At 62.1% G+C, this 26,327-nt stretch carries 22 protein-coding genes; 16 read left to right on the forward strand and 6 right to left on the reverse strand.

Annotation, left to right across the window (positions count from 1 at the left end):
- Together ABD017_RS16590 and ABD017_RS16595 are read left to right on the forward strand one after the other, a co-directional pair.
- A partial coding sequence (locus ABD017_RS16590) for a hypothetical protein (protein ID WP_343883929.1) occupies positions 1 to 790 on the forward strand: 790 nt, incomplete at its 5' end.
- Between the two features lie 300 nt (positions 791 to 1,090).
- A complete protein-coding gene (locus ABD017_RS16595) occupies positions 1,091 to 2,524 on the forward strand; it encodes a GH1 family beta-glucosidase (protein WP_343883930.1) in 1,434 nt (477 codons plus the stop codon).
- Between the two features lie 98 nt (positions 2,525 to 2,622).
- Here the strand turns inward: ABD017_RS16595 and ABD017_RS16600 are convergent, their stop codons facing one another.
- The 3 genes from ABD017_RS16600 to ABD017_RS16610 all read right to left on the reverse strand — a co-directional run bounded on the left by ABD017_RS16600 (position 2,623) and on the right by ABD017_RS16610 (position 5,217).
- Complete coding sequence (locus ABD017_RS16600) at positions 2,623 to 2,883, reverse strand: LysE family transporter (RefSeq protein ID WP_343883931.1); 261 nt, start codon at positions 2,881 to 2,883, stop codon at positions 2,623 to 2,625.
- 233 nt (positions 2,884 to 3,116) lie between these two features.
- Positions 3,117 to 4,211, reverse strand: coding sequence for a sugar phosphate isomerase/epimerase family protein (locus ABD017_RS16605; protein ID WP_343883933.1), 1,095 nt, complete (start codon positions 4,209 to 4,211; stop codon positions 3,117 to 3,119).
- A gap of 79 nt (positions 4,212 to 4,290) precedes the next feature.
- The gene (locus ABD017_RS16610; protein WP_343883935.1) at positions 4,291 to 5,217 is read right to left on the reverse strand and encodes a LysR family transcriptional regulator; all 927 of its coding nucleotides are present in this window, start codon (positions 5,215 to 5,217) and stop codon (positions 4,291 to 4,293) included.
- 174 nt (positions 5,218 to 5,391) lie between these two features.
- On the opposite strand from ABD017_RS16610, the gene ABD017_RS16615 reads away from it, so the two are divergent.
- The 7 genes from ABD017_RS16615 (at position 5,392) to ABD017_RS16645 (ending at position 10,826) form a co-directional block, all read left to right on the forward strand.
- A complete protein-coding gene (locus ABD017_RS16615) occupies positions 5,392 to 6,018 on the forward strand; it encodes an NAD(P)-dependent oxidoreductase (protein ID WP_343883936.1) in 627 nt (208 codons plus the stop codon).
- 33 nt (positions 6,019 to 6,051) lie between these two features.
- Positions 6,052 to 7,251 carry an MFS transporter gene (locus tag ABD017_RS16620; RefSeq protein WP_343883937.1) on the forward strand — a complete coding sequence of 400 codons (1,200 nt, stop codon included), beginning with the start codon at positions 6,052 to 6,054 and terminating at the stop codon, positions 7,249 to 7,251.
- Positions 7,252 to 7,396: 145 nt separating this feature from the next.
- Complete coding sequence (locus tag ABD017_RS16625) at positions 7,397 to 8,356, forward strand: alpha/beta hydrolase (protein ID WP_343883938.1); 960 nt, start codon at positions 7,397 to 7,399, stop codon at positions 8,354 to 8,356.
- An 81-nt stretch (positions 8,357 to 8,437) separates the two neighbouring features.
- A complete protein-coding gene (locus tag ABD017_RS16630; RefSeq protein ID WP_343883939.1) occupies positions 8,438 to 8,626 on the forward strand; it encodes a DUF5110 domain-containing protein in 189 nt (62 codons plus the stop codon).
- Positions 8,627 to 8,688: 62 nt separating this feature from the next.
- Positions 8,689 to 9,180: an SRPBCC family protein gene (locus ABD017_RS16635; protein WP_343883940.1), complete on the forward strand. Its 492-nt coding sequence runs from the start codon at positions 8,689 to 8,691 to the stop codon at positions 9,178 to 9,180.
- A complete protein-coding gene (locus ABD017_RS16640) occupies positions 9,164 to 9,517 on the forward strand; it encodes an ArsR/SmtB family transcription factor (RefSeq protein ID WP_343883941.1) in 354 nt (117 codons plus the stop codon). Before ABD017_RS16635 ends, ABD017_RS16640 begins: the two co-directional genes overlap by 17 nt.
- Before the next feature lie 175 nt (positions 9,518 to 9,692).
- Positions 9,693 to 10,826 (forward strand): DUF1615 domain-containing protein, encoded by a 1,134-nt coding sequence (locus ABD017_RS16645; protein ID WP_343883942.1) that lies wholly within the window; start codon positions 9,693 to 9,695, stop codon positions 10,824 to 10,826.
- Between the two features lie 66 nt (positions 10,827 to 10,892).
- Here the strand turns inward: ABD017_RS16645 and ABD017_RS16650 are convergent, their stop codons facing one another.
- On the reverse strand, positions 10,893 to 11,384 hold the full coding sequence (locus tag ABD017_RS16650; RefSeq protein ID WP_343883943.1) for a hypothetical protein: 492 nt from the start codon (positions 11,382 to 11,384) through the stop codon (positions 10,893 to 10,895).
- A 63-nt stretch (positions 11,385 to 11,447) separates the two neighbouring features.
- Here ABD017_RS16650 and ABD017_RS16655 point away from each other — a divergent pair, with 63 nt between their 5' ends.
- Entirely contained in the window at positions 11,448 to 12,797 is a 1,350-nt protein-coding gene (locus ABD017_RS16655) for a glycoside hydrolase family 2 (protein ID WP_343883944.1), read from the forward strand.
- A 14-nt stretch (positions 12,798 to 12,811) separates the two neighbouring features.
- Here ABD017_RS16655 and ABD017_RS16660 read toward each other — a convergent pair whose 3' ends face one another.
- Complete coding sequence (locus ABD017_RS16660; RefSeq protein WP_343883945.1) at positions 12,812 to 13,429, reverse strand: sugar O-acetyltransferase; 618 nt, start codon at positions 13,427 to 13,429, stop codon at positions 12,812 to 12,814.
- A gap of 344 nt (positions 13,430 to 13,773) precedes the next feature.
- Between ABD017_RS16660 and ABD017_RS16665 the strand changes: the two genes are divergently transcribed.
- The 6 genes from ABD017_RS16665 (at position 13,774) to ABD017_RS16690 (ending at position 25,195) form a co-directional block, all read left to right on the forward strand.
- On the forward strand, positions 13,774 to 19,704 hold the full coding sequence (locus ABD017_RS16665) for a hypothetical protein (protein ID WP_343883946.1): 5,931 nt from the start codon (positions 13,774 to 13,776) through the stop codon (positions 19,702 to 19,704).
- Positions 19,701 to 20,642: an RHS repeat-associated core domain-containing protein gene (locus tag ABD017_RS16670; protein WP_343883947.1), complete on the forward strand. Its 942-nt coding sequence runs from the start codon at positions 19,701 to 19,703 to the stop codon at positions 20,640 to 20,642. The genes ABD017_RS16665 and ABD017_RS16670 overlap by 4 nt, the downstream gene beginning before the upstream one ends.
- 754 nt (positions 20,643 to 21,396) lie before the next feature.
- Entirely contained in the window at positions 21,397 to 21,972 is a 576-nt protein-coding gene (locus ABD017_RS16675) for a hypothetical protein (protein WP_343883948.1), read from the forward strand.
- Positions 21,969 to 22,922 carry an RHS repeat-associated core domain-containing protein gene (locus ABD017_RS16680; protein ID WP_343883949.1) on the forward strand — a complete coding sequence of 318 codons (954 nt, stop codon included), beginning with the start codon at positions 21,969 to 21,971 and terminating at the stop codon, positions 22,920 to 22,922. Before ABD017_RS16675 ends, ABD017_RS16680 begins: the two co-directional genes overlap by 4 nt.
- Positions 22,923 to 23,744: 822 nt before the next feature.
- A complete protein-coding gene (locus ABD017_RS16685) occupies positions 23,745 to 24,686 on the forward strand; it encodes an RHS repeat-associated core domain-containing protein (RefSeq protein ID WP_343883950.1) in 942 nt (313 codons plus the stop codon).
- Positions 24,683 to 25,195, forward strand: coding sequence for a hypothetical protein (locus tag ABD017_RS16690; RefSeq protein WP_343883951.1), 513 nt, complete (start codon positions 24,683 to 24,685; stop codon positions 25,193 to 25,195). Before ABD017_RS16685 ends, ABD017_RS16690 begins: the two co-directional genes overlap by 4 nt.
- 992 nt (positions 25,196 to 26,187) lie before the next feature.
- Here ABD017_RS16690 and ABD017_RS16695 read toward each other — a convergent pair.
- Positions 26,188 to 26,327 (reverse strand): transposase domain-containing protein (locus ABD017_RS16695; protein ID WP_343883866.1); only part of this gene is annotated, 140 nt, incomplete at its 5' end.

Raw genomic sequence — 26,327 nt, forward strand, 5'->3', positions numbered from 1 at the left:
CGCTGCCGACAGCGGTTTGCCCCATGCCCAGGCTGCCTGGGAGCTGTTCGACTCCCGTAGCGTCAAACCCTCCGGAGCAAGCGCATACAACAACTTCCCCAACTTCGCCCTGCTGCCACGTTCGGCGGCGTATGACCCCGTTACGTCTGGCCCGGTGACGAACGTGCCGCCGCCGAGCGAAACGGTGCCTCCCGCCGACGTGCCGCCGCCGGTGGTATCGCCGCCATCGGAAAGCCAGGCGGAAGTCTCGCAGAGCCTGACCGCAAGCCAGGCGGTGATCAAGGTGGGCGATACTTTTACCGTGTCCGGCACGCTGCACTATCTCGTTGGCATGACCAAGCCGGTCACCGGCTATCGCTTGTACGGATTCGACAGCAAGGTCCTGAGCGCCACCAACAGCTACACACCCCGCTTCGTCGCCAATGCGGTAGGCACCACGCAGATCAGGAACGACAACTCCGGCACTACCGGCGTCATCACCATCACCGTGGTTGCCGCGACGCCCGTGGAACCCGCCAAGGTGACGGCGGTGGGGCAGTCGCTCACCGCCAGCAGGAAGGTCATCACGGTAGGCGACACGTTCACCCTCTCTGCCACGGTGCATTACAGCGACGGCACCTCCAAACCCAGCACCGCATACCGGTTGTACGGGTTCGACAAGACGGTCGTGAGTGCCCCCAACAGTTACACGCCCACCTTCGTCGCAACGGCGGCGGGCATCACCCGCATCAAGAACGACAACTCCGGTGTCACCGGGCAAATGGACATCGTCGTCGTCGCTGCTCAATAGGGCATCCAGGCAAGCAAACCCGTGGGGGTCGCCTGTTCGGCGCGACCTCCACGGCGAGCGGCGCGCCGTCTGCGCGCCCATCCCGGGAAGGCCCCGATCCACGCCACCGCAACGCGCCGTGGCCGCCTGTGCACTTCGCGGCGGCAGGCGGGTGTGCACAAAAAACTTGCCTAGACGCCGGGTCGATGCCACAAAGGCGTCTTGCCAGCGTCGGCAGAAAGTTACCCGTGCAGACACCCAGGAGAAACCGTGATGAAGCGTCGTGATTTTCTGCGAACCGGACTGGTGGTAGGAACGAGTGTGGCCGCCACGCCCGTGCTGGCGATGGGTGCGGCGACATCCGCAAGCGGCACTGGCAACGAACCGGCGTCGCCATCAGGCAAGCCACAGACGCACTCACGGGCGCCGCTATTCCCAAAGGACTTCCGCTGGGGCTGCGCCACCGCGGCGTACCAGATCGAGGGCGCGGTCGACGAGGACGGGCGCGGCAAGACCAACTGGGACATCTTCTCGCACACCCCGGGCCTGGTCGCCAACAACGACAACGGCGACGTCGCCTGCGACAGCTACCACCGTTATCCCGAGGACATCGCGCTGCTGAAGGACCTGGGCGTGCGCAGTTATCGCATGTCGATCGCCTGGTCGCGCATCTTCCCCGAGGGCCGCGGCAAGCCCAACCAGAAGGGCGTGGATCACTACAACAAGGTGATCGACGCGCTGCTGGCGGCGGGCATCGAGCCGCACGTCACCATGTTCCACTGGGATCTCCCCGCCGCCCTGCCCGGCGGCTGGCAGAACCGCGACACGGCCTACGCGCTGGCCGATTATTCAGGCTACGTCGCCAGTCAGTTGTCCGACCGCGTGCACCACTTCATGACGGTGAACGAGCTGCGCTGCTTCACCGACCAGGGTTACGGCTCCGGCATCAAGGCGCCGGGTCTGAAGCTGCCCCAGGCCGAGGTCAACCAGGTGCGCCATAACGGCATCCTCGGCCACGGTTTGGCCGTCCAGGCGATCCGCGCGCACGCCAAGCCCGGCACCCAGGTGGGGCTGGCGGACAACACCGTGTTCTTCCTGCCCGCGTTCGACACGCCCGAGCATGTCGCCGCCGCGAAAAAGGCCACGCGCGAGAACAACGCGATGTTCATGACGGCGATCATGGAGGGTCGCTACATCGACGAATACCTGAAGCAGGAAGGCGCCGCCGCGCCAAAGGTCGAGCCCGGCGACATGAAGATCATCAGCAGCCCGCTCGACTTCGTGGGGCTCAACATCTACGCGCCCGAATGGGTGCGCGCCGACGACGGCCCCGCCGGCTACAAGTACATCCCGCACATTGCGTCGTCGCCGCGCATGGCCTCGCCCTGGCTCGTCGTCGGCCCGGAAGTCGCCTACTGGGGCGTGCGGATGACCAGCGAGCTGTGGAAGCCCAAGGCGATCTACATCACCGAGAACGGCGCATCCGCCGACGACCCGGTCACCGACGGCCACATCGACGACGCCGACCGCATCATGTACCTGCGCAACTACGTGGGCCAGTTCCAGCGCGCCGTCGCCGAAGGCTATCCGCTGAAGGGCTATTTCCTGTGGAGCCTGCTGGACAACTTTGAATGGGCGGACGGCTACGGCAAGCGCTTCGGCCTGCACTACGTCGATTTCGCCACGCAAAAGCGTACCCCGAAACTCAGCGCCGCCTGGTACAAGGAAGTGATCCGGCAGAGCCGGGTCGTGTGACGACCTACGGGCCCACGAGGGAGCCGCCAGCGATGGCGGCTCTCCCTTTTGTGGCATGTCGGCCGGTCGGCGGTCGCGGTCACCGTTGGGACGGCGGCCTACCTTGAGAGGGCGAGCTTCGCCGCAAAGCCGATGAAGACCACGCCGGTTATGCGGTCCATCACCCGGATGACGCGCAGGCGGCGCAGGAGCCGCGCCATCGGAACGGTCGCCGCGATCAGCACGCCGAACCACAGCAGGCCAAGCACCACGTGGATGACGGCGAGCAGGAACGAGAACAGCACCACGCTGGCCCCCGCCGGAATGAACTGCGGCAGCGACTGCGGCAACGAAGCCGGCAACGCCTGACCCGTCGTCATGTTCTCCCCGCAGCAAGCCGCAGCCTCTCGGCCCAGGGCGGCACGGTAATGGCAGCGCGCTGAATGTTCGCCTCCCGCGGTGGACTCCCCGCCGCCGAACAGACGGCCAAATGCGATGCACCCGTCATCGTTGTGTCCGTCTTGCGCCAAGGCCCGGCCGGTCGATCCGTCCCCCGCCACGCGGCGAACACGAACCTCCTCCCCTCATGGCGCTACCGCGATGGGGATTTCGATCACAGCGATTGCAGATAGTCGCGGCACGCCGCCAGCGATTGCATGATCGGCTGGACATGCGGCGGCTCCTGTTCGACGAACGCATGCACCACGCCGGCCTTGCGCGCCGCGGCGAAGATCGGCGGCCAGTCGAGCACGTCGCCGGTGCCGATCACGCCGCTCGCGAAATCGCTGCCATAGGTGCCGGGCGCGGGTCGCGCCTTGAGGCCCTTGATGTGCAGCAGTCGGATCCGGTCGGCATGCTTTTTCAACAGCGCGATCGGATCGACGCCACCGGCGACCGCCCAGGCGACATCCAGCTCCAGCTTCACCAGCGCCGGGTCGGTGTGCTTCAGGATCACGTCGTAGCCGCGCTGGCCGTCGTAGTCGGCAAATTCGATCGGATGGTTGTGATAGCCGAGCTTCAGCCCCGCCGCCTTCGCCAGCGCGCCGACCCGGTTGAGCTCGGCGGCGTTCTTCTTCCAGGCGTCGAGCGTCATGGCATCGCGGATTGCCGGGATCCAGTCGCCCTCTTTGAGCGGCTTGTCCGGCCGCGGAGACGAAGCGACGATCCACTGCACGCCCATCGCCCGCGCGTCGGCGATGCGCCCGGCGGCATCGGCGAACAAGTCGCCCATCGAAAAATGCGCGCTCACCGGCTTCAGCCCGGCCTGCACGATCGCCTCGCGAAACGCCTGCGGCGTGCGGCCATGCAGCCCCGCCGTCTCGACTTCGCGATAGCCGAGTTTCGCGAGTTGCGCCAACGTTCCGCCGAAATCCTGATCCAGTTCGTCCTTTACCGACCAGAGCTGCACGCCCAACGGCCACGGATAACTCCCGGCCGCCCAGGCGAAACGCGGCAGCACACTCGCCACTGCACCTGCCGCCATTACGCCCAGCATCTCGCGTCTGGTCATCGTCATGCGTTCTCTCCCTTGCGTTGGTGGCAGCCATTGCGAAGCGGGGACGACGGCCACCACCTCCGGCAGCCAACATCCTGCCGACAGCGTCGGATGTACCGCCCACATGTACCGTGCCGATCGTGCCCCCCACGTAGGTATAGCGCATCGCGACCGGGCTTCCCATCCCTGCCTCATGCTTGCGGCGACATGCATGGGGAGTTCTCGCCTGGTTGTATGTCTCGATGGAGAACCCCAATCCAACCGATCCGCAGTGAGGAAGGCACGGACGTCCTTACGATGACGCCGGCGGCCGCGAGGAGAAATAGGATTTCAAGGCCGCCACCGCGACGCGCACCTTGGCCGGACCGGCACCGCGCCCGGCCGTCAGGAGGGTCAATACGTGGGACGGCAGGCGCATTTTCGGCAGCACCCTGATCAGCAACCCCCGTTCGAGCGCTGGCCGTACATCGGCATGAAACAGGTGGGCGATGCCCATGCCCTGTTCGCACATCTGGCGCAGCGCGATCTGGTTGCTCGTGGTGATCCGCGCCGGCAGCGTGAGCCGCTCGCGCCTGCCGCTTCCGTCCGTCAATTCCAGCGAAAAGGTGGGCAAGGATGCCGCAGCGCTTGCCGCAACATCGCGCGCGAGCGCCAGCCAGTGATGGCGTTCCAGATCGGCAGCTGACTCCGGGATACCGTGACGCTCCAGGTAGGCTGGCGATGCGCAGAGCAGCGTTTCCAGATCGCACAGCTTGCGTCCGACCCAACGGGAGTCGGGCAGCTCACCGACGCGCAGGGCGATATCGATCCGCGATTCCACCAGGTCGATCAAAGCATCATCGACAATCAGGCTCAGTCGAAGCTGCGGCCACTCCGCCAACACCGGCGCCAGCGCCGGCGCCACATGCGTGCCGAAGCCCAGCGGCGCGGCAATGCGCAACTCGCCGCCTGGCGCATCGCGCGCCTGCTCCAGCGAGGCAGCAGCCGCGCCCCCGGCTTCGAGCAGACGCAGACAATGCGGGTAGCAGCGCTCGCCGGCTTCGGTCAGCGCAAGCCGACGCGTGGAACGGCGCAGAAGGGTGACCCCCGCCTGGCGCTCGAGCCCGCTGATGATCTGGCTGACCGCCGATGGGGTCAGGCCGAGGCGTCGGGCCGCCGCACTCATGGAGCCCGATGCAACGACTTCGGCGAACACGGCATAAGACTTCAAATCATTCATTTGTTAGCGCTGCTTAATTTCAGATTAAGTAATTGCCCAATAGTCCCTTGACTACTTAATCGAAATAATAGTTATGCCCGTCGCGCGGCGACAAGTCTTGCGAAGCGGCGACCCGGCGTACGCCGGTCCGCAACCGCCCATCCCTTCCGTTTCATCCCTCTGAAGAGGTTTCCCATGAAGATTGCCTTGATCGGCGCCACCGGTTATGTCGGCTCCAAACTCGTGGCCGAGGCACTGGCACGCGGGCACCACGTGACCGCCATCGTCAGGAACGGCAGCAAGCTGCCGCCTCAGCGAGACGCGCTGACGCTGGCGCAAATCGATGCCACGGATGCCGCCGCCCTGGCCGCGGTGGCGGCCGGCCATGATCTGGTCATCAGCGCGTTCAACCCCGGCGTCGATGCCAACGGCAACGGCACCCTGGCCATCATCGACGGCGTGAAGCGCGCCGGCGTCGACCGCTTGCTGGCGGTGGGCGGCGCCGGCTCGCTCTACCTGCCCTCGGGCCAGCGCGTGGTGGATCAGCCCGACTTCCCGGCCGAGTGGAAGCAAGGTGCGCTGCGCACGGCCGCGTTTCTCGACCAGTTGCGCGACGAGAAAAAGCTCGACTGGGTCTTCCTCAGCCCGGCCGCGATGCTCGTGCCCGGCGAGCGCACCGGCCATTACCGGGCCGGCAAGGACCAGTTGTTGACCGATGCCGAGGGCGAAAGCCGGATCTCGCTGCAGGATTACGCGGTGGCGATGCTGGACGAAGCCGAACGCCCGCAGCACCACCGCGAGCGCTTCACGGTGGCCTATTGATCCGAGCGCCGGGCAAAGCCAGGGAAGGTCGACATGCACCAAGACATTACGGACGGCGTAATCCGCGCACGTCCCGGCCAGAAGTCCGGCCTGGCCCACGCCGCACTCGCACTGGGCGGCTTCTCGATCGGCACAGCCGAGTTCGCGACGATGAGCTTTCTGCCGGCGTTTACCGCCGAGTTGGGGGTCGAAGCACCGGCCGGCGGCCATGTGGTCAGTGCTTACGCGCTCGGCGTGGTGCTCGGTGCGCCGGTGCTGGCGATGTTTGGCGCGCGTCTGGAGCGGCGCCGATTGCTGGCGCTGCTGCTGGGCTGGTTTGCGCTGGGCAATATGCTCAGCGCGTTTGCGCCCAGCCTGGGAAGCCTCGTCGCGTTGCGTTTTCTCACGGCCATCCCGCACGGCGCGTATCTCGGCACCGCGGTGCTGGTTGCCGCCGACATGGTGCCGGGCAGCAGCCGCGCGCATGCGGTGGGGCGCGTGTTGATGGGTTTGGCGCTGGCCACCACGGTGGGCGTTCCGCTGGCCAGCCTGCTGTCGCAGTGGTTGGGGTGGCGAGCCGGGTTCGGTGCCATCGGTGCGCTTACGCTGCTGGCCATGACGTCGCTGCTGCGCGTCGTTCCCACCCAGATGCCAGCGGCCAGCGCATCGGCGCGGCGCGAACTCGGCGCGCTGCGTCGACCGCAAGTGTGGTTGGCGCTGGGCATGGGCGCGGTGGGCTTCGGTGGGCTGTTCTGTGTCTACACCTATCTGGCCTCCACGCTCAGCGAAGCGACTCAGGCGACGGACAACGCCGTGCCGATCATCCTGGCCGTGTTTGGCGCGGGTATCGCCTGCGGCAATGTCGTGGCGCCGTATCTGGCCCGCCATGGAGTGATGTTCGCCGCGGGCGTGCTGTTGACGTGGAGCGCCGCGGCTTTGGCGCTTTACCCCTTGAGCATTTACAGCCCGTGGTCAATCGGGCTGGCGGTATTCGCGATCGGCGTCGGCGGCGGGCTGGGCGCCGTACTCCAGATGCGGCTGATGGATGTGGCCGGCGATGCCCAGAACCTGGCCGCCTCGCTCAACCACGTGGCCTTCAATATCGCCAATGCGCTCGGCCCATGGCTCGGCGGCCTGGCCATCGCCGCCGGTCTTGGCTGGGGGTCGACCGGTTGGGTGGGCTGCGCGCTGGCACTCGGCGGGTTAGCCGTGTGGCTGCTGGCGGCGATAGCCGGAAGGCAGCGCGGGGGATAACAAACTGACGTTGTATGGATGGCTAAACAGATATGCCAATTCGACAAAAATGCGCGAATCTGCCTTGATTATTGATCGCAACCGCGCGGGCGCAATTTTTTTTACGTAAGATCAAACGGACCATCGACCATGAAGGAGAGACCGCGTGAAGCAAGTGGAAAGCATGACGAAAGTGCGCCGTTCCAGCCGTAACGCCTGCCTGACCGTGGGCCTGGCGCTTGCCTTCGCCCTCGCCGCCCCGGCGCAGGCGCAGAACGACAAGATGACGCCGATCCCCACGCCCGCGCAGCCAAACGCGATCGATCTGGGAACGGGCGCGCTGCCGAATGCCAAGGCGAGCGAATCGTGGCACAGCCAGTACGGCAGCACCTTCGCGCGCAACGTCATCGTCGCCACGCTCACGCCATACCTGCCCGATGCGGGCAAGGCCAGTGGTGCCGCCGTCATCGTCGCGCCCGGCGGCGGCTTCCGTACGCTGTCGATGGAAAACGAGGGTTCGGACGTGGCCAAGGCGCTTGCCGCCCAGGGCGTCGCCGCGTTCGTATTGAAGTACCGGCTCAAGCAGACGCCCAAGGACATGGCCGGCTTCGAGGAGTCGATGAAGAAAATGTTCTCGGCGACCGCGAAGCGGCCGGAACCGAAGGCCAGCGACATCATCTCCGACCTGGCGCCGCAGCTCGCGGACGCGCGCGCCGCCTTCGAGCTGGTGCGCAAGAATGCGGCCAAGTGGCACATCGACCCCGACAAGGTCGGCATGGTGGGTTTCTCCGCCGGCGCCATGCTGACGCTGTCAACCGAGCTGCACGTCGAGAGCGCCAAGCCCGCCTTCATCGGCCTCATCTACGGCCCGCTGGCCGCGGTGAAAGTACCGGCCGATGCGCCGCCCATGTTCGTGGCACTCGCGGCTGACGATCCGTTCTTCGGCAACGCCGGCTTCGGTCTCATCCAGAGCTGGCGCGACGCCAAGCGCCCGGTCGAGTTTCACCTGTACGAGCAAGGTGGCCACGGCTTCGGCATGTACCAGAAGGAGACGACCAGCACCGGCTGGTTCGGCGACTTCAGCCGCTGGCTGACGATGCACGGCTGGATCAAGCCGGCGCACTGAGTCTCATACCCCGGCGCCCACGGCAAGATAACGCACACGCCAAGGCGGCGGGACCACCCCGCCGCCCGATGCTTTTGCCGGGTGAATCGTGCGATTCACGGATGCGCGTGGCTCGATGCCGACGATGCAGGCAACGGCTACGGTTATCAGAAGGGCCAGTACGCCACCATCGCCATGCGCCGGAACGACACCACGCACACGCTGCTGCTTGCCGCGCGTCAGGGGCTGTTTTCACTCGTCGAACCCACGCCGGGAGTTGAGCAACCATAAGGTTGCATGTCGGACACGGCTCGTGCATCATGCAACCTCCCGGTTGCCATCGAGGATCGTCCATGGACTCGTCTACCGATCGCATCGAACAACACATCCTGCTGCGCGCACCGCTCGAACGGGTGTGGCACGCACTGACCGATGCCCGCGCGTTCGGTGAATGGTTCGGCATGGCGCTGGACGGCCCCTTCGTTGCCGGCCAGCCGATCACCGGCACGATCCAGCCCACCCAGGTCGACGCCGAAGTCGCGAAGTTGCAGGCGCCGCATGCCGGCACGCCATTCACGCTGTACATCGAACGCATCGAGCCGATGCGCGTGTTTGCCTGGCGCTGGCATCCGTACGCGATCGAGCCGGGCATGGACTACGAGAAGGAGCCGACCACCCTGGTCACCTTTGAACTCGAAGCGGTGGCCGAGGGCATCATGTTGCGGCTGGTCGAGTCAGGCTTCGATCAGTTGCCGGCCGCGCGACGCGACGCCGCGCTGCGCGCCAACGCCGGTGGCTGGACCATGCAGATGGGCAACATCGAGAAATATGTCGCCGCGCACTGAACGCCCACGGCGCAAGGCCGCCGCGTTGTCCGCCAGCGCGCCGGTATTCGCCGCGCTGGGCGATGCCACCCGGCTGCGGCTGGTCGTCGCGCTGTGTGCCGGCGGCGCGCTGTCGATTGCCCAGCTCACCGCGGGCACCAGCATCACCCGCCAGGCCGTCACCAAACATTTGCAGGTACTTGCCGACGCCGGCCTGGTGCAGGACCTGCGCCAGGGCCGCGAGCGGTTGTGGGAGTTCACGCCGGCCCGGCTGGACGAGGCACGCCAGGCGCTGGACACGATCAGCGCGCAGTGGAGCGCGGCGCTGACGCGGCTGCAGCGTTTTGTTGAATCGTGATGGCGACAAGCGCGGCCACGGTTTCGGCAGGCACCCGAGAGAAACACCACGGCGGCGGGCACCACCCGCGGCCGAACTTTTGTGCGGTGAGCGCGAGTCATCGACTTGCTGCTTCACCGCGCTCCCTGTACAGAACATCCCCCTGCCCGGTGTTCCGGCGGATGACCGGGCTGACATGAACATGCCCGCTGCAGCGCCCGACCATTCATTCCGCGCCGCCTTGCGTCGCCGCGTAGCCGCATGGCTGGCCGCAGCGTTGCTGGCGGGCTGCGCTTCCCAGCCAACCCAGCCGCCGCGCAGCCCGGCACAGGTGCGCGCGCAGATCGTGCGGTTGATGCCCGCCGGCGTGACCGATCGCGAAGGTTGGGCCACCGACATCCAGGTGGCCTTCTCGGCGCAAGGCATCGAACCGGTCGCGGCAAACCTGTGTGCGGTGCTGGCGGTGGCCGAGCAGGAATCGGGCTTCAAGGTCGACCCGGTGGTGCCGGGGCTGGCAAGGATCGCCCGACGGGAGATCGACCGCCGCGCCGCCGCGAAACACGTGCCCGGTTTCCTGGTGGACGCGGCGCTGTGGCTGAAGTCGCCCGATGGCCGGCGCTACAGCGAACGGCTGGCAGCGGCGCGCACCGAGAAACAATTGAGCGGGATCTTCCAGGATTTCATCGGCATGGTGCCGCTGGGCAAGCGCCTGTTCGGCGACTTCAATCCGGTGCATACCGGCGGTCCGATGCAGGTGAGCATCGCCTTCGCCGAGGCGCATGCGCAGGACTATCCGTATCCGGTGCAAGGCTCGATCCGTGACGAGGTGTTCAGCCGCCGCGGTGGCGTGTATTTCGGCGTCGCGCACCTGCTCGGCTACCCCGTGAATTACCCGCAGCCGCTCTATCGCTTCGCCGACTTCAACGCCGGCTGGTACGCCAGCCGCAACGCCGCGTTCCAGCATGCGGTGAGCGTCGCTTCCGGCATCCCGCTGGTGCTCGACGGCGACCTGGTACCGCCGGATGCCGGTTTCGGTGACCGCCCCGGTGCCACGGAACGGGCCGTGCGCAGTTTGTCCGCGCCGCTGGACATGAGTGATCGGGCCATCCATCGCGCCCTGGAACAGGGCGAGAGTCACGACTTTGCGGACAGCAAACTCTACGCCCGCGTGTATGCGCTGGCCGAGGCTGTCGAACACCAACCGCTGCCGCGCGCGCAGCTACCCGGCATCACGCTGAAGAGCCCCAAGATCACCCGCAAGCTCACCACCGCATGGTTTGCCGGGCGCGTGGACCAGCGCTGGCATCGCTGCATGGCGCGGGCGAAATAGCGGGCGCGGCGACGGATCAACGATGTCGCCCGCATTTTCCGCCGGCGGCGAAACCGCCCGGGCGATTTACCCGATCGCCGCCACGATCAACAGGATGAGTCCCACCACGGCGACCAACGCATGCAGGTACATCACCGGCTTGGGCAGCAGCTCGCGCTTTTCCTGGTAGCCAAGATTCAGGAATACGCCACCGACCGCAGCGAGCAAGAACAGGATGACTGCCCACGTGGCATGCCGGGGAAGGCCCACGGTAAAGGCCCCGAACAAAAGCAGCGTCAACCCCGCGCCAGCCAGCAATCCATGCAGCATCGCCAGCCATGCCGGCGGATTGCGGTCGCCAAACGTCCTGACGCCAGCCATCACCAAACCGCCCGCCGCGCTGATGGCGAACAGAGTGACGGCTACCCACAGCAGAACCTGGATGTTCATCGTGCTTTCCCCGCCCGGTTGCGATGCCTGTGTGATGCCGCTTTGCTGGAAAAGGTGCCCGCAACGTCGTCGCGGTAGCATGAAGCCCGCGCTTGACCCGGGAGGGGGCTCGCCCGGCTGGCTCGCCATCACTGCCACCTCCTCGGCCCTGAACCTTCAGCTGATCGCATCGACATGCAGAGAAGCCACCACATGAGGTCTTCCTCGTTCGCTTCCACCGCAACGTCAGCCGACGCGACACAACGCCGATGGATCGCGGGCATCGTCATCGTGACGTTGCTGACCGCGGCCGCCATGATTGCCGTCCTCGCCATCGGTGGCCGTCCTGACCCGGCACCGCTGCGCGCCACCTCCACCCTGCTCGACGGCAGCTGGCGATTCCACACCGGCGACGATCCGCGCTGGGCGGCCGCCGAGCTGGATGACAGCGGCTGGGAGACGATGGACATGACGGCGGCACCCGGCCAACACGATGGCGACGTGGGCTTGCCGGACTACGTGGGCGGATGGAGCGCGCGCGGCCATCCCGGCTATCACGGCTACGCCTGGTACCGACGCGCGGTGACGGTGCCGGGCACCAGCGCGTCATGGGACATCCTGGGGCCGACCCTGGTCGACGACGGCTATGCGCTCTACTGGAACGGTCAGATGCTGGGCGGCTCCGGGCGGCTCGGCGCCGACCCGCGCCTGGTCGGCACGCGGCCGCTGCGGTTTGCCCTGCCCGCCACCGCGGCAGGCACCACCGGCGTGCTCGCCGTGCGCACCTACATGCTGGCCCGCCCTGGTCCCAGCGCGGAGGGCGGTGGCATGCACACCGCGCCCATCCTGGCACCACGGCCCGCCGGTGAAGCGTTGCACCGCGTGCAATGGCAGCGGACCATCGCCGGCTACATCGTCGATGCCGTCGAACCGGCCGCCATGCTGGCGCTCATCGGCTTGGCGCTTGTGTTTGGCGCACGCAGCCGCCGCAAGGGCTTCCTCGTATTCGCCAGCATTGCGCTGGCGCTCACCGCAGCCCGGCGACTCAACAATGCGATCGTGTCATGGACCGACCTGCAGGATCTGCGCACCTATACCTGGCTGGCCTCGGTGATGTGGGTACCGACGATGACCGCCTGGCTGCTGGCCTGGAACCGCTGGCGCCCGCCGGCATGGCGAAGCATCGACGCGCTGGCCGTCTCGCTGGGCATCGCCGGCATCGTCGGCGCGCTGGCCAGCCTGCCGATCTGGACGAGCATCAGCCGGCTGGGTTCGATCGCGCTGTTCGTGGTGATCATCGCGCGCATCGTCCGCGGCGGCCCGCCGCGCACGCTGGCACTCCTCACCCTGGCCACGGTATTGGCCGCCCTGTTCGGCAGCGAACTGCTCGACCCGATCGGCGTGCCGGGCATCTGGTTCCCGTTCAACATCGGCGTGTCGCGGACGCAATACATCTACGCGATCGGCATTCCGTTGCTGGCTGTGCTGATCGTGCGGGCGTGGGGGAAAGGGAACGTGGCCAATCCAGTAGTGCTCGACACACGATCAACCACGTCCAAGTAGCACGCCCCACTTCTTCAACCTTCAGCGATCGGCCGGATGACGCGGCATGGGTTCCCCGCAGCAAGGACGCCAGCGGGGACGTCGCGCGTGACCACGGAGCCCGCGCCGATGATGCTGTTGTCCCCGATCGTCACGCCGGGCGTAATCGTGACCGAGCCGCCGATCCACACGTTGTTGCCAATGGTGACCGGCCTGGGCAGCTCCCAGCCATCGAGACGTCGCGCGATGTCTTCCGCGTGATTGGGCGTGTAGATGCCGCAGCGCGGCCCGATCAGGCAGTCCGCGCCGATGCTGACCGCACCGCCGCCAATGACCATGAAATCGGCATTGATGAACGTACGGTCGCCGATCACCAGCCGCGCGCCATAGTCGATCCGGATAGGCGGCCGGAAATCGATGCCCGCGCCTGCGCCGGGAACGAGCCCGCGGAAAAGGCGCATCGCCTCCTCGGCATCGTCGTAGTAGATGCGATTGATCGCCTCGCACGTGGCGTTCGCCTCCCGCGTCAAAGTCTGCAGCGCAGGCGACGCGCGATACCGCATCCAGTCACCCGCCACCATGCGGCGAAGGTCCTCGTCCGTCTCCAGAAGCGCGGCCATCCTGTCGTCAATGAACCGCGATTGCTGCGTCACGGAAATTCTCCTGCTTATCTTTTTGACACCCGACAAACGGATGAGGTTGTGATGCTCATTTGAACACGCGCAAGCTCAATGAGATCTTTTCTGCTGGTTGCCAGATCCTCGGCACCGCATTCCGGTAAAGCGAAAATCGCATTGCCGCTGAGCCAAAGCTGACTGCCGCCCCTCCTGCCAAAACGTTCGATCCCCGGTGGCGCTCGGGTACAGATCCGCGCGCCGCAGGCGTGGCCTCCAAATCAGCGGCTCCCGGGCCATCCGGCACTTGACTAACCATGATCCCCGGAGTTCCATGGGCGAACTCACCGCGCAACGCGGCGAGCCGCTAGGGGAATAGGGAAATGTTCAAGCCAGAAGGACGCTTGGCCCGTCTGTGCCTGCTCGCATGCATGGCAGCATCCGTGTCGAACACGCTGCACGCGCAAGCGGCCGTGACACCAGAAGACGAGTACAAGAAGCTCATCCGCGTCAACGAAGAAGTTCAGCCATTGGGCGCCACGCCATTCGGCGAAAACGTGAGCCTCTACAACGGCAGCCTGTCGTTCGAACAGACGGATATCAGCCTGCCCGGCGACGGCCCAACGCTGCAGCTCTCCCGTTCGTACCATTTGCGGGAAGGAAAAGAATCCGAATCCATCGATGGCGCTTTCTCCGATTGGGAAATCGAGATTCCGCGCATCACCACGATAACCGCCTACCAGGGCAACGTATCCGGGTGGATCACCTCGCGGGCGAGCAGCAGTGCGCGTTGCAGCCTGTTTGGAGCACCTCCCACCGTTCACCAGACGGGTAGCGTGGATTGGGAGCCAGCGACCTGGTGGACTGGCTATCAACTCCTGATTCCCGGCAGTGGCAGTCAGGATTTGCTCTCGCGCGCGAGCGAAAACACGCTGTCGCCGAACATGAGCGGGAAGACGTTCCCCATCGTCACCAAGCAGAACTGGATGATTGGCTGCGGGGTGCTGACCGACAACGAAACCGATGGCGGCGAAGGCTTCCTGGCCATTGCGCCGGATGGCACGAAGTACACCTTCAACCATCTCGTCTACCGCTGGGCGCCGAACATGACGCGGGCCGCAGGCTCGGGCCCCCTGAGCCTGCAATCGGTCAGTGTGCAGATGCTGCCGCCGGGAGAGGATTTCCTACGGCGTCGGGAAGCTTCAATGCTGGTCACGAAGGTCGAGGACCGTTTCGGCAACACCCTGACCTACTCCTACGATGGAGCGAACCTTTCCCAGATCAAAGCCAGCGATGGTCGCTTGCTGACTCTTTCGTATGTGCCTGGGACGTCGCGCATCAGCACGGCTACCTTGCAGTCGTCAGGCGCGTCTCGCGTGTGGTCTTACCAATATGGTACGGACGTCTACCACGTACTGAACAAGGTCACTCTACCCGACAACACGTCGTGGTCCTTCGACATGGCTGACTTCCTCGCGTCTGACATGGATCCGGCCGGTGGCACCTGTTCCACGCCAGCCCGGTTGTCGACGCAGACGTGGACCGGCAGCATCACGCATCCCTCGGGCCTGGTGGGCACTTTCCAGGTGAAAGGCATGATCCACGGCCGGTCGTACGTACCGCGGTCGTGCCACGGCACCGGCTATGACACGCCCGGAAGTACGGCGGCGATCCCCCGTTTCTATTACCAGCTGACGTTGCTGCAGAAAACTTTCAGCGGTGCGGGGGTACCGGCGGAAACGTGGCACTACAACTATTCGCCAGCCAACGAAAGCTGGTTGCAGGACTGCGCCACCAGCTGCGTATCCACCATCTGGACCGATGTCGTGAACCCCCTGGGCCAAGCGACCCGCTACACGTTCAGCAATCGCTTCGATGCTACGGAAGGGCAGCTGCTTTCCACCGATTTCTACAGCGGTGGCGTGGGCACGACGCTGCTTCGGTCCGAGGACAACAGCTACGCAACGATCCCTCCGGTTACAGAAGCCTGGCCGTGGCCGTGGCCATCGCGTTATGGCGGCGTGTTGCAGTCCCGCATGAACCGCGCACAGGTCGAGGTTTCAGCACCGCAGACGGCGCGCATGATCAGCCAGGACGGCGATACCTATACCTGGCAGGCGGAGGCGTTCAACGCCTACGGCCAGGTGACCCGCACGAAACGCTTCAATTCGATCGCCGGACAGAGCGCTATGGAGGAGCAAACCGGCTACCTCAACGATCCGGCACATTGGGTCTTGGGCCTGCCGACCACAGTCACCAACCTCGCCACGGGCGAAGTGGAGAGCGAGAACGTCTACAGCGCCGCCCCGTCCAATCCTGTTCTGCAATCGCGGTCTCGCTTTGGCCAGCGGTTGATGAGCTATACGTTCAACGCGCAAGGTCAGCTGGCAAGCTTCACCGACGGCAACTCCCACACCACGAGCCTGGGCAACTACAAGCGCGGCATTCCGCAGACGATCAGCTACCCCGATGGCACCAGCCAGTCGCTGACCGTCGACGATTTCGGCCAGATCGGCGCGATCAAGGATCAGGCTGGCAACACCACCACCTACAGCTACGATGGTGTCGGCAGAATCACCCGAATCACCTATCCCGCTGGCGATGAGGTGGCGTGGCTGCCCAAGACGTTCACCTACAACCTCATCACGGGTGCCGAGCGTGGCCTGCCAGCCAATCACTGGCGTCGCATCGTTTCGACCGGCAGCGCAAAGGTGGTCACGTATTTCGATGCGATGCTGCGGCCGGTGTTGAGTGATCGGTATGTAGATGGCGCCAGTGGCTCGAATACCACCACGTTGACCAACTACGACGCCAAGGGACAGCAGACTTTTGCTTCGTACCCGGACGCGCGGCTGCTGAGTTTTACGACGGCGCCGGCAGCCGCAGCCATTCTGGGCAGCACCTCCACCTACGATGCGCTGGGTCGTATGACACGGACGCAGCAGGATTCCGAGCTAGGCGTACTGACCAGTACCACGGCCTATTTGTCGGGCGCGCGTCGGCAACAGACCGATCCAAGGGGCAAGGTCACCACCACCAGTTACCAGGTGTTCGACCAGCCTGCCTACGATGCTGTCGTCAAAGTGGTGGCGCCAGCCGCAATCACCCAGACCATCGTCCGCGACGTCTACGGTAACCCGTTGTCGATCGTCCAGTTCGGGCCCGGGACCAACCCCGAGACCAAAACGCTGACCTATGATTCTCATCACCGCCTGTGCCGCACGAGCGAGCCGGAAAGCGGTAATCAATTCATGGGTTACGACGACGCTAATAATCTGGCGTGGAGCGTCGCCGAGTCGACATTGGCCGACGATGGCGATTGTCATCCGGAGCTGGCCCAATCGGCCGACGCGATCACGCGCAAGTATGACCCCATGAATCGTGTGCAGAAAATCCTGGCACCGGCGTTCACGCAAAGCACGCAGTACCACTACACCCCGCTGGGCCAGCCGGACCACGTAATTTCCGGCATAAGTACGTGGTCCGCTGCGTACAACCGCCGAGGCATGTTGACCGGCGAAAGCCTGCAGGTGAACAGCCAGAACGTCTGGGGTATCGGGTATGCCCACGACGCCTATGGCAGCGTCAGCCTGGTCCATTACCCAGACGGGGAGAACGTGAGCTATGCGCCGGATGCCTTGGGACGACCCACCCAAGTAGGCAACTATGCCAGTGGTATCGGCTACTTCCCCAACGGCCAGGTGTCGGGATTCATCTATGGCAACGGGGTTGCCTACGCAGTTGAACAAAACCAACGTCAGCTGTTGAAAAATTTCAGCTATGGCACGGGGGCCACGGTCCACCTCAGCGAAGATTTGCAGTACGACGCCAACGGCAACATCACCAACGTGTGTGACTTGACCAACCCGAACTTGGCATGTGGCTTGGGCGAAGGCTTGCGTACCAAGGCGTTCACCTACGACGACCTGAACCGACTCAGCACGGCCAAGGCGACCAGCCTGTGGGGGAGCGAAGCGTATACCTACGACGCACTCAACAATTTGCGCAGCCGCACGAGCGGTGGTCAGACGTACACCTACAACTACGACCCAAGTAACAAATTGGTCAGCATCACGAACGGCTCCAGTACGGTCGACAGCTTTCGCTATGACAACCGCGGCAACGTCATCGAAAAAAATGCGGTCGCCCTGACGTTCGACCAGAAGAACCAGCTGACTCGTATCCAAGGTTACGACGACTACGCGTACGACGCGTCGGGTCGACGTGTGGTGAAAATCCCGGTTGGGGGTGACTCCACCTATTACTTCTACAACCACGCCGGCCAACTGATGTACCAGTATGAGCCGGCCACCAGCAAGGCGACCGACTTCATTTATCTGGGCAACAAGATGATTGCCCGGAAGAGCCTGCGTCTGGTCGTTCCCGATGCACCCGCTTCGATCAGCGTGCCCGGCAACAGCAGCGGCAGCTACACCGTGAGCTGGAGCGACTCCGCAAACGCGGCCAACTATGTGCTGGAGCAAAGCCTCAACGGTGCAGCCTGGACGTCCATTTATTCGGGCTCGGACCTGAGCAAGGTCATGCATCAAACCGTGAATGGCACCTATACCTACCGGGTCAAGGGGTGCAACGTCATCGGTTGTAGCGACTATTCCACCAGTACGCCGGTCGTGGTGACCTTGCCGCCCAAGGCAGCGCCCAATGTCTCCGCACCCGCGACAAACAGTACGGGAGCCTATACCGTGAGCTGGACCGAGGTTGCCGAAGCGGCCTCCTATGTTCTGGAAGAGCAAAGCAACGGCGGCAGTTGGATCACGCAGCAGAACACCAGTGCCACCAGCGCAACATTCACCGACAAGCCTAATGGCAGTTACGGCTATCGCGTACGCGCGAGCAATGCAGGTGGGTCAGGGCCCTCGAGCGCAATCAAAGTCGTCGAGGTGACCCGGATTCCCGCCGCGCCGCCCGCTCCCCACATCACCATCAGCGGGCCCGAGTGGAAGCCAGTCTTCACTCTGACCTGGAGTGCGATGCAATGGGCTACGCGCTATGAAGCGGAAGAAACCGACTCCAACGGGGCCAACGCCTTCTACAACGGACCGGCAACTTCCGCCAGCATCCTTGTCCTCGATGAGGGCGCGGTGAGTTTCAGGGTACGTGCCTGCAGTGCAGCCGGCTGTTCGGCCTGGAGTGCCAGCACCGCGCACGGTGGTTCGGCACCGACCGGTGTACCGACGCTCAGCGCACCCGCCAACAGCAGCACGGGCGGCTACACCGTCAGTTGGACGAGCGTCAGCACGGCGACGCGGTACACGCTGCAGGAGCAAGTCAACGGCGGCAGCTGGACAAGCATACAAAACAGCACAGCCCGCAGCATGGCATTCAGCGGCAAGGCCAACGCCAGCTACGGTTATCGGGCGATGGCGTGCAATGCAAACGGCTGTGGCCAATGGAGTGCCATCAGGACGGTCGTCGTCGGCCTGATCCCCGCCGCGCCTCCTGCTCCGCATGTGTCGGTCAGTGGACCGGAGTGGAAACCAGTCTTCGCGTTAACGTGGAGCGCCATGCAGTGGGCGACGCGCTACGAGGCAGCGGAAACTGATTCCAGTGGAGTCAACACGTTCTACAACGGACCGGCCACTTCCGCCAGCATTCTTGTTCTGGACGAGGGTGCGGTGAGCTTCAAAGTGCGTGCATGCAGTGCAGCCGGCTGCTCGGCATGGAGTGCCAGCACCGGTCACGGCGGCTCGGCACCGACGGGAATATCGACGCTCAGCGTGCCCACAACCAGCAACACCGGCAGCTACACCGTCAGTTGGACAGCTGTCAGTACGGCAACGCGCTACACGCTGCAGGAGCAAGTCAACGGCGGTAGCTGGACCAGCGTGCAGAACAGCACGGCCCGTAGCATGGCATTCAGCGGCAAGCCCACTGCCAACTATGGTTATCGTGTAGTGGCATGCAACGCCAACGGCTGTGGCCAGTGGAGTGCCGCCAAGACCATCGCCGTTGGGGTGATCCCGGCCGCGCCAGCCACACCTAGCGTCCGTGCGTCAGGACCGACCAACAAGCCGGTCGTTACGGTGAGTTGGGGCGCGGTGGCCGGGGCGACCAGCTATGTCGTCGAAGAGACCGAGCCAGGGAGTAGCGTGGGTGACACCTTCTACAGTGGGCCCAACACCTCTGCCAGCTCGCTCATTTTTGCGACCGGAACGGTGAAGTTCCGGGTCAAGGCCTGCAATGCCACCGGGTGCTCGGGCTGGAGCGGCTATGGCTCGGTCACACTCCACTCCGAGCTTGGGCTGATGAGCCAGCCAGCCGAATCCGGCACAGTGCAGGGAGCTATCCAATGAACCATCGCACGCGCTCGTTGACGATACTGGTCTCATGGCTACTGCTGGCCATCACCACCCACGCCCGCACCGTGACCTATGTCTATACCGACCCGCAGGGCACGCCGCTGATCGAGACGGACACCAGCGGCAACATCACGGCGCAGTTCGAGTACACGCCGTACGGAAGGCCTGTGGTAAGCATAGGAGCGGCGCCGAACGGGCCGGGTTATACGGGGCATGTGAACGACCCGGATACAGGGTTCGTGTATATGCAGGCGCGGTATTACGATCCGGTGATGGGGAGGTTTTTGGGTGTCGATCCGGCGAGGCCAAGTCCGGGTAATCCTTACAACTTCAATCGGTACGCGTACGCCAATAACAATCCCCTGCGCTTCACGGATCCGACTGGTGAGGCAACTGCATATTTATCGTCAAACGGCAATGTTATTATCGTACAAAAATTCATAAATACCAGCAAAACATTTTCCGATGCGGAAATAAGCAACGAAGGCAAGAGATTTGACGGTACAACATCCACCGGTAAATCAACGACAGTCTTATTTGTACCTGGCGACAGCACGGATGAAGATGTTGTGACCATCTCTAGTGATGCGAATTTGGATGACACTAGTACCGATGGCAATAAAAGATCGCATACAGATATGATCGGTGGGCGAAAAATTACGCTAGCCATAAATGCGGCCGGAATTTCAACCGCCGGCCACGAGCTGGCGCATGTACTCCGGGCCGGCGATCAATACAAAGATGGAATTGACGCAGGCGGCAAGACGTTGGAAAAGGATGTCCCCGGTCCGCCTAGCTTAATGAAGACTTCGGGAGACAATAATCCCAATCAACAGACTATCGATGAGATTTATAACGGCATTAAGTCGCCTGAGAATACAATCATCCCATGCACGTCTCCGGTTTCCGATGGCGGGAGTTTCTGTCCATGATTCTTGAAGCTATGATGTCCGTTTTCTTCGCTGCTATATACGATGGATCCGGGAATGGCCAACCAAATCCCCCCGATGCGCCGCCAATCAGTTGTGTGATATCTACACCGTCGTGGTGTATTGCTGCGTTTGACCTGTCCATTAATTTAAAGGATTCGGGTAGCTCAAGAATTTGGAGCCTCCGGTCGCGAGAAGGTATGGAGATGGGTCCACTTCGTATTATCGAGAATAAGGAGTGCTCGGTTACGGGCGGTTACAATGTGGCGCTTATAAGGCGGGCGACTGTGATAGATAAGGACGGGAACACGGTTCGCTCGGTTATATTCAGTGTTGGAGATGAGGGTTGCAAGTTGGATTTTCGCTGGCCAGCGCGCGGCGCCAATGACTATGTGTACCAGAGTTTGATTTTTTACAACGTATTGATTGGCGAAAACAAGCAGCAACTATTCAAGGCTGCGAATAGAATTCGATGTCGCGGACAGTTTGTTGCGCCAACCGAATGTAACTGAGTCGGAGAGCAGAGCAATAGCTAGCAAAAGAGGCCAGGAACGGTTCAGGTTCACTTACCGACAAGCGGAATTCCAGCGGGGTCAAAACGTTCTACAACGGACCTGCCACCTCCGCCAGCATTCTTGTCCTGGACGAGGGCGCGGTAAGTTTCAAAGTACGTGCCTGCAGCGCAGCCGGCTGTTCGGCGTGGAGCGCCAGCACTGGTCACGGTGGTTCCGCACCGACAGGGATAGCGACGCTCAGCGTGCCGGCGAACAGCAGCACTGGCAGCTACACCGTCAGCTGGACGAGCGTCAGCACGGCGACGCGGTACACGCTGCAGGAGCAAGTCAATGGCGGCGGGTGGACCAGCGTGCTGAACAGCACGGCACGCAGCATGGCAATCAGCGGCAAGACCAGCGCCAGCTATGGCTATCGTGTGACGGCATGCAACGGCAACGGCTGTGGCCAATGGAGTGCTACCAAAACCATCGCTGTGGGCGTGATCCCGGCCGCGCCAGCCACACCCAGCGTCCGTGCGTCAGGCCCGACGAACAAACCGGTCGTTACGGTGAGTTGGGGCGCGGTGGCCGGGGCGACCAGCTATGTCGTCGAAGAGACCGAGCCAGGGAGTAGCGTGGGTGACACTTTCTACAGTGGGCCCAACACGTCCGCAAGCGCGCTCATTTTCGCGACCGGAACAGTGAAGTTCCGCGTAAAGGCTTGCAATGCCACCGGCTGCTCAGGCTGGAGCGGCTATGGCTCGGTCACACTCCACTCCGAGCTGGGCCTAATGAGTCGGCCGGCCGAATCGGGCACGGTGCAGGGAGCTGTCCAATGAACCATCGCACGCGCTTGTTGACGACGCTGGTCTTGTGGCTATTGGTCATCGTGGCCCAGGCAGGCACCGTGACCTATGTGTATACCGATCCGCAGGGCACGCCGCTGGCGGAAGCCGACGCCAATGGGAACATCACGGCGCAGTTCGACTACACGCCGTACGGAAAGCCCGTGCCCAGCATGGGGGCGGCGCCGAACGGGCCGGGATATACGGGGCATGTGAACGATCCGGACACGGGGTTCGTGTATATGCAGGCGCGGTATTACGCACCGGATGTGGCGAGGTTTGCGAGTGTGGATCCGGTGGGGCCGGTACCGGGAAATATCTTCAGTTTCAATCGATACACTTACGCTAGTGGCAATCCAATAAATCGCAGCGACCCAACTGGAATGTATGCATGTGATACAAAAAGAAATGCAAATGAATGCGAAATTGTTAGGAAAACGCTGAAAGAAATAGGTAAAGCCGCTCGGAGTTACGCGAGCCGCTCGCCACAAACAAAAGCCCTCAATGCCATATTGAAGAAGTACGGAACTGAGAATGACGGAAATAACATTTCGATAGTTTTTGGAGTGATCGATAGCGCCGGCTCAACTGCGCAGACTGCGGCTACCGGAAAGGATAGTGTCGAGGTAAAGTTCGACTTTTCGTCTATGAAACGATATTTCGGAGACTTTAACGATGGAAAGGTGGAGTACGCCGCAACCTTCACGCATGAAGGCCAACACGTTGTTGACACGCTCGCGAGGCGGCGAGACCCATCACCAGGACCTGAGCGCTTTCAAACGGAATACAATGCATATATCAGTCAGTCTTACATCAATCAAGCATACGGAACTCTCTCGCCGTACCGTGTCTGGGATCCTTCCTGGCCAACCTTCGCCCGCGATGGATTCCGGAAATGGAATGCCGAAGAGAACGCCAATTGTGACGCGTATGGATGTCCCTAGCAGAGGCTTCGCAGTTATTGTATTAATTCTCTTATCGCTATTTGCTTCTCGTTGTCTTGCAGTAGACAAAATCCCCACGACGTCGATTTGTGATGTGCTCAGAAACATAGATGCATTCGATGGAAGTCTGATTGAGCTACATACTGATATGAGGATAACGATGCATGGGAGATATTTAATAGGCAAAGGATGCAGTGAACTTGGCTCTCTCGGGTTGGTGATAAATGATGAGGAATATGAAAACAAAGACGTGAAGGAATTTGTTAGGAAGATCTATTCTGATGGAGAGCAGTCCGGCCTTATTCTAATTGGATATCCGTCGAAAGCCACATTTGATAGATTTAATGGCTCCTTTATTTTAAAAGGTGTTCGCAGTTCAAGAACTCGACCAAAATGCCGACAAGGGAATGGGACAAAGGGGTCTGAGGCATTATCGATGTCTGAGAAACAGAGGTCAGGTTCATTTTTCAAGATGAGTAAAGGAACCTGATCCCTCCGGCGCAACCACGACGAATGCCCTTGTTCTGGACGAGACCACTCTCCCGGCACCACATGTCAGTGCAAAGGGGCCAAACTACAAACCGACGGTCACGGTGAGCTGGGCGGCCGTGAGCGGCGCCAGCACCTACAACGTCGAGGAGACAGAACCCAGAGCGAGCGTGGGCGACGTTCTTTCTGCAGGCGCCAACCGATCGATCAGCATGATCATTTTCGCCACCGGCACAGTGAAGTCCCGCGTACAGGCGTGCAACGGCGTCGGTTGTTCGGCCTGGAGCCCTTATGGCTCCGTCTCCCTTCAGTCCGGCGACTAGGAGATTCCACATGACCAAGCATTCAATACTGCTCGCAACGATCGTTTTGCTGTCGCTGCTGACGACGCTGGCCCACGCCTCAACCGTCACCTACGTCTATACCGACCCGCAGGGCACGCCGCTGATCGAGACGGACACCAGCGGCAACATCACGGCGCAATTCGAGTACACGCCGTACGGTGTGCCTGCCGTCGGAGCCGGGCCGGACGGCGTGGGGTATACCGGGCATGTGAACGACCCGGAGACCGGGCTCTTGTATATGCAGGCGCGCTACTACGCGCCGGAGATAGGACGTTTTGCGAGTGCGGATCCAGCGGGCCCAATTCCAGGGAACATTTTTAGCTTCAATCGTTACACATACGTAGGTAACAATCCCACTAACAAAATTGATCCTACCGGCATGTTTGAATGTAATAACAAGGCTTCCTGCGATGCGGGAATGCGGCTTCGGAGCGATTTCCAGAGAGCTCAGCAACACTACAAGAGCGAAAGCCCTGCGTACAAGTCTCTGGCGGCAGGTATCAAGGCTTTAGGAACCGCGAACGATGGGGGCGCCATACACGTCGTTACCGTTAACCAGCCAAAGTCGACCGCTCTCGGTTGGGGATCTGCTCCAGAAGGTCAGACACCAACCCTCACGCTAAATCTGGCGCAGCTCAACGCGCAGCCAAAAACTCAACAGGGCGAAGCGAACTTCGCAGCCACTGGAAGGCATGAAATTCAACATGTGATGGATGACATGCTGGCTGGCGACAAACCCCGTGATCCGGTGAACGAGTTCTGGCACGAGGTTCGTGGGGTACGTGCTGAAACAGCAATATGGGAAGGGATGGGCCAGAGTGACCCCTTGTGGGGAACTTGGACCACAAGTGGCGGATTGAACATGCAACAGGTGTATAAGGAAGCTAAGACTTCAACCGTCAGTTACTGCCCCGGTAGTAAATGTCCATGAAAACCCGATGGATTTTTGGCGTACTTTGGTGTCTCGTTTCAGCGCAGGCCGATGCAGCGTGCTTTTGTGACGGAGCGAAGTTTGTTTCTCTCGATCGGTTGCTCATGAACCAGAACCGGTTTCTCAACAAACGGATTCAGACACATGCAGTCCTGACCACCGATGCGAAGGAGTACACGCGCATCTGGCTCGCTGAGAAGTCGAACTTCACAGTTCTAACCACCGCCGATGAGGAGTCCACTGTCTACAGTCAAAGACACGGCTTTTCAAACCGCCCCCCATTCAATGTGACCAGTGATCTGTTTGAAAAACTGCGAGCCATGGAAGGGGCGAAGTACAAGAAAGACATGAGCAATATTAGGTATTATCGGCAAGATGTCCTGGCATGTGGACGATTGATCAAAGAGCAGGGTGAACTTCGTTTTGCCTTAGACGACATGCACATTGAGCGATCGTATCTTCTACCATGGAGAAGCAAAAAGGGAAAGCTTAGCGACGGTTCGAAGTGAAACCTTTCGTCATGTATCGCTTATGTATCATTGATCGTCACCGGCAAGGTCAGCTTTTCGTAATTAGCAAAGGTAGTGGTCGGAATGTAGCTGACGCATGGGAAGAAGCAGCGAATGCCATAAGAACACAATATGCTCTACGGGAAAGATAACCAGGCCATGAAGCTAAGTATGCGTTGCGCAACGATCGCAGCCCTTTTGATCGTTTTCTTCGCACCTCTTGCACATAGCACAGAAAAGTGTAACGGCTACATTTATGATGCAATAAGTGCGGGTGACAACAGGGCCATTGTTGTCAACCGGATCACCCATTACGTCGGGGTCCAGGACAAGCGCGATGTGCGCTTTGATGCTTCGTTTGGAAACTTTGGTTCTTTCTATGAGGATTGCGGAAACGATACCTTCTATTGCCTGTCCGGACCGTTAGATATCGTGATTCCAAAATCTGTGGCGATGAAACAATGGGAATACAATGGGCTGTCCTGTAAGAGACTGAAATATCCCCAGGGCGACACTTTTCGCGTCACGTGCACATCCTCCAGGCTCCACCATACGGGAACCAGTTTCACATATTCGCCTTCGCGTGGAGTCTTGTCATTCGGCAACTCCCCGGTGGGCGGAGTAACCCGTGGCAATGGGTTTGTATTACGAGGCAAACGTGGACTGTTTTCATCGGGGCACAATCCCTAGTACGCATCAGGGCTGCTTATTGCGCTGTTATATGGCCGCCGGAAACCTACAGGGCCAACGCGGGCGCCAATCGATTGCCAGGCGCCCGTAGCCAGGGCTTCAATTCGAACCGCGCCTCCAAAGGTCGGATCATCGGCACTCCATCCATATCTTCATTCGAACCTAGGTGCTCTTCGCGAGCAGGACGGGACGGCGCCCTCTGTACCACCTTTAGCACGCACCGTCTCGTGACCTACTCATGCTCGGGAACTCACGCATCATCGTAAGCGTCCGCCCACCACACCTTGCCGCGCGGCAGGCGGCTATGCCAGCGGTAGCAGCGTGTGGAGGTCGCGGTCTTTGGTGGTGGGCAGACGGGTGAGCACGTCGGTAAGCCAGGCGTGGGGTTCGATGCCGTTGGCCTTGGCGGTGGCGATCAGGCTCATGATCGCGGCGGCGCGCT

Source organism: Rhodanobacter caeni (assembly GCF_039523575.1).
GTDB lineage: Bacteria > Pseudomonadota > Gammaproteobacteria > Xanthomonadales > Rhodanobacteraceae > Rhodanobacter > Rhodanobacter caeni.

What these genes read in the sequence shown, in the direction of transcription:
- ABD017_RS16610 (WP_343883935.1), bottom strand. Translation starts at nt 5,217, where the DNA reads ATGAATGATTTGAAGTCTTATGCCGTGTTCGCCGAAGTCGTTGCATCG.
- ABD017_RS16645 (WP_343883942.1), top strand. Translation starts at nt 9,693, where the DNA reads ATGAACATGCCCGCTGCAGCGCCCGACCATTCATTCCGCGCCGCCTTG.
- ABD017_RS16640 (WP_343883941.1), top strand. Translation starts at nt 9,164, where the DNA reads ATGTCGCCGCGCACTGAACGCCCACGGCGCAAGGCCGCCGCGTTGTCC.
- ABD017_RS16605 (WP_343883933.1), bottom strand. Translation starts at nt 4,211, where the DNA reads ATGCATGTCGCCGCAAGCATGAGGCAGGGATGGGAAGCCCGGTCGCGA.
- ABD017_RS16655 (WP_343883944.1), top strand. Translation starts at nt 11,448, where the DNA reads ATGAGGTCTTCCTCGTTCGCTTCCACCGCAACGTCAGCCGACGCGACA.
- ABD017_RS16650 (WP_343883943.1), bottom strand. Translation starts at nt 11,384, where the DNA reads ATGGCGAGCCAGCCGGGCGAGCCCCCTCCCGGGTCAAGCGCGGGCTTC.
- ABD017_RS16690 (WP_343883951.1), top strand. Translation starts at nt 24,683, where the DNA reads ATGAAAACCCGATGGATTTTTGGCGTACTTTGGTGTCTCGTTTCAGCG.
- ABD017_RS16615 (WP_343883936.1), top strand. Translation starts at nt 5,392, where the DNA reads ATGAAGATTGCCTTGATCGGCGCCACCGGTTATGTCGGCTCCAAACTC.
- ABD017_RS16665 (WP_343883946.1), top strand. Translation starts at nt 13,774, where the DNA reads ATGTTCAAGCCAGAAGGACGCTTGGCCCGTCTGTGCCTGCTCGCATGC.
- ABD017_RS16670 (WP_343883947.1), top strand. Translation starts at nt 19,701, where the DNA reads ATGAACCATCGCACGCGCTCGTTGACGATACTGGTCTCATGGCTACTG.
- ABD017_RS16620 (WP_343883937.1), top strand. Translation starts at nt 6,052, where the DNA reads ATGCACCAAGACATTACGGACGGCGTAATCCGCGCACGTCCCGGCCAG.
- ABD017_RS16635 (WP_343883940.1), top strand. Translation starts at nt 8,689, where the DNA reads ATGGACTCGTCTACCGATCGCATCGAACAACACATCCTGCTGCGCGCA.
- ABD017_RS16680 (WP_343883949.1), top strand. Translation starts at nt 21,969, where the DNA reads ATGAACCATCGCACGCGCTTGTTGACGACGCTGGTCTTGTGGCTATTG.
- ABD017_RS16685 (WP_343883950.1), top strand. Translation starts at nt 23,745, where the DNA reads ATGACCAAGCATTCAATACTGCTCGCAACGATCGTTTTGCTGTCGCTG.
- ABD017_RS16600 (WP_343883931.1), bottom strand. Translation starts at nt 2,883, where the DNA reads ATGACGACGGGTCAGGCGTTGCCGGCTTCGTTGCCGCAGTCGCTGCCG.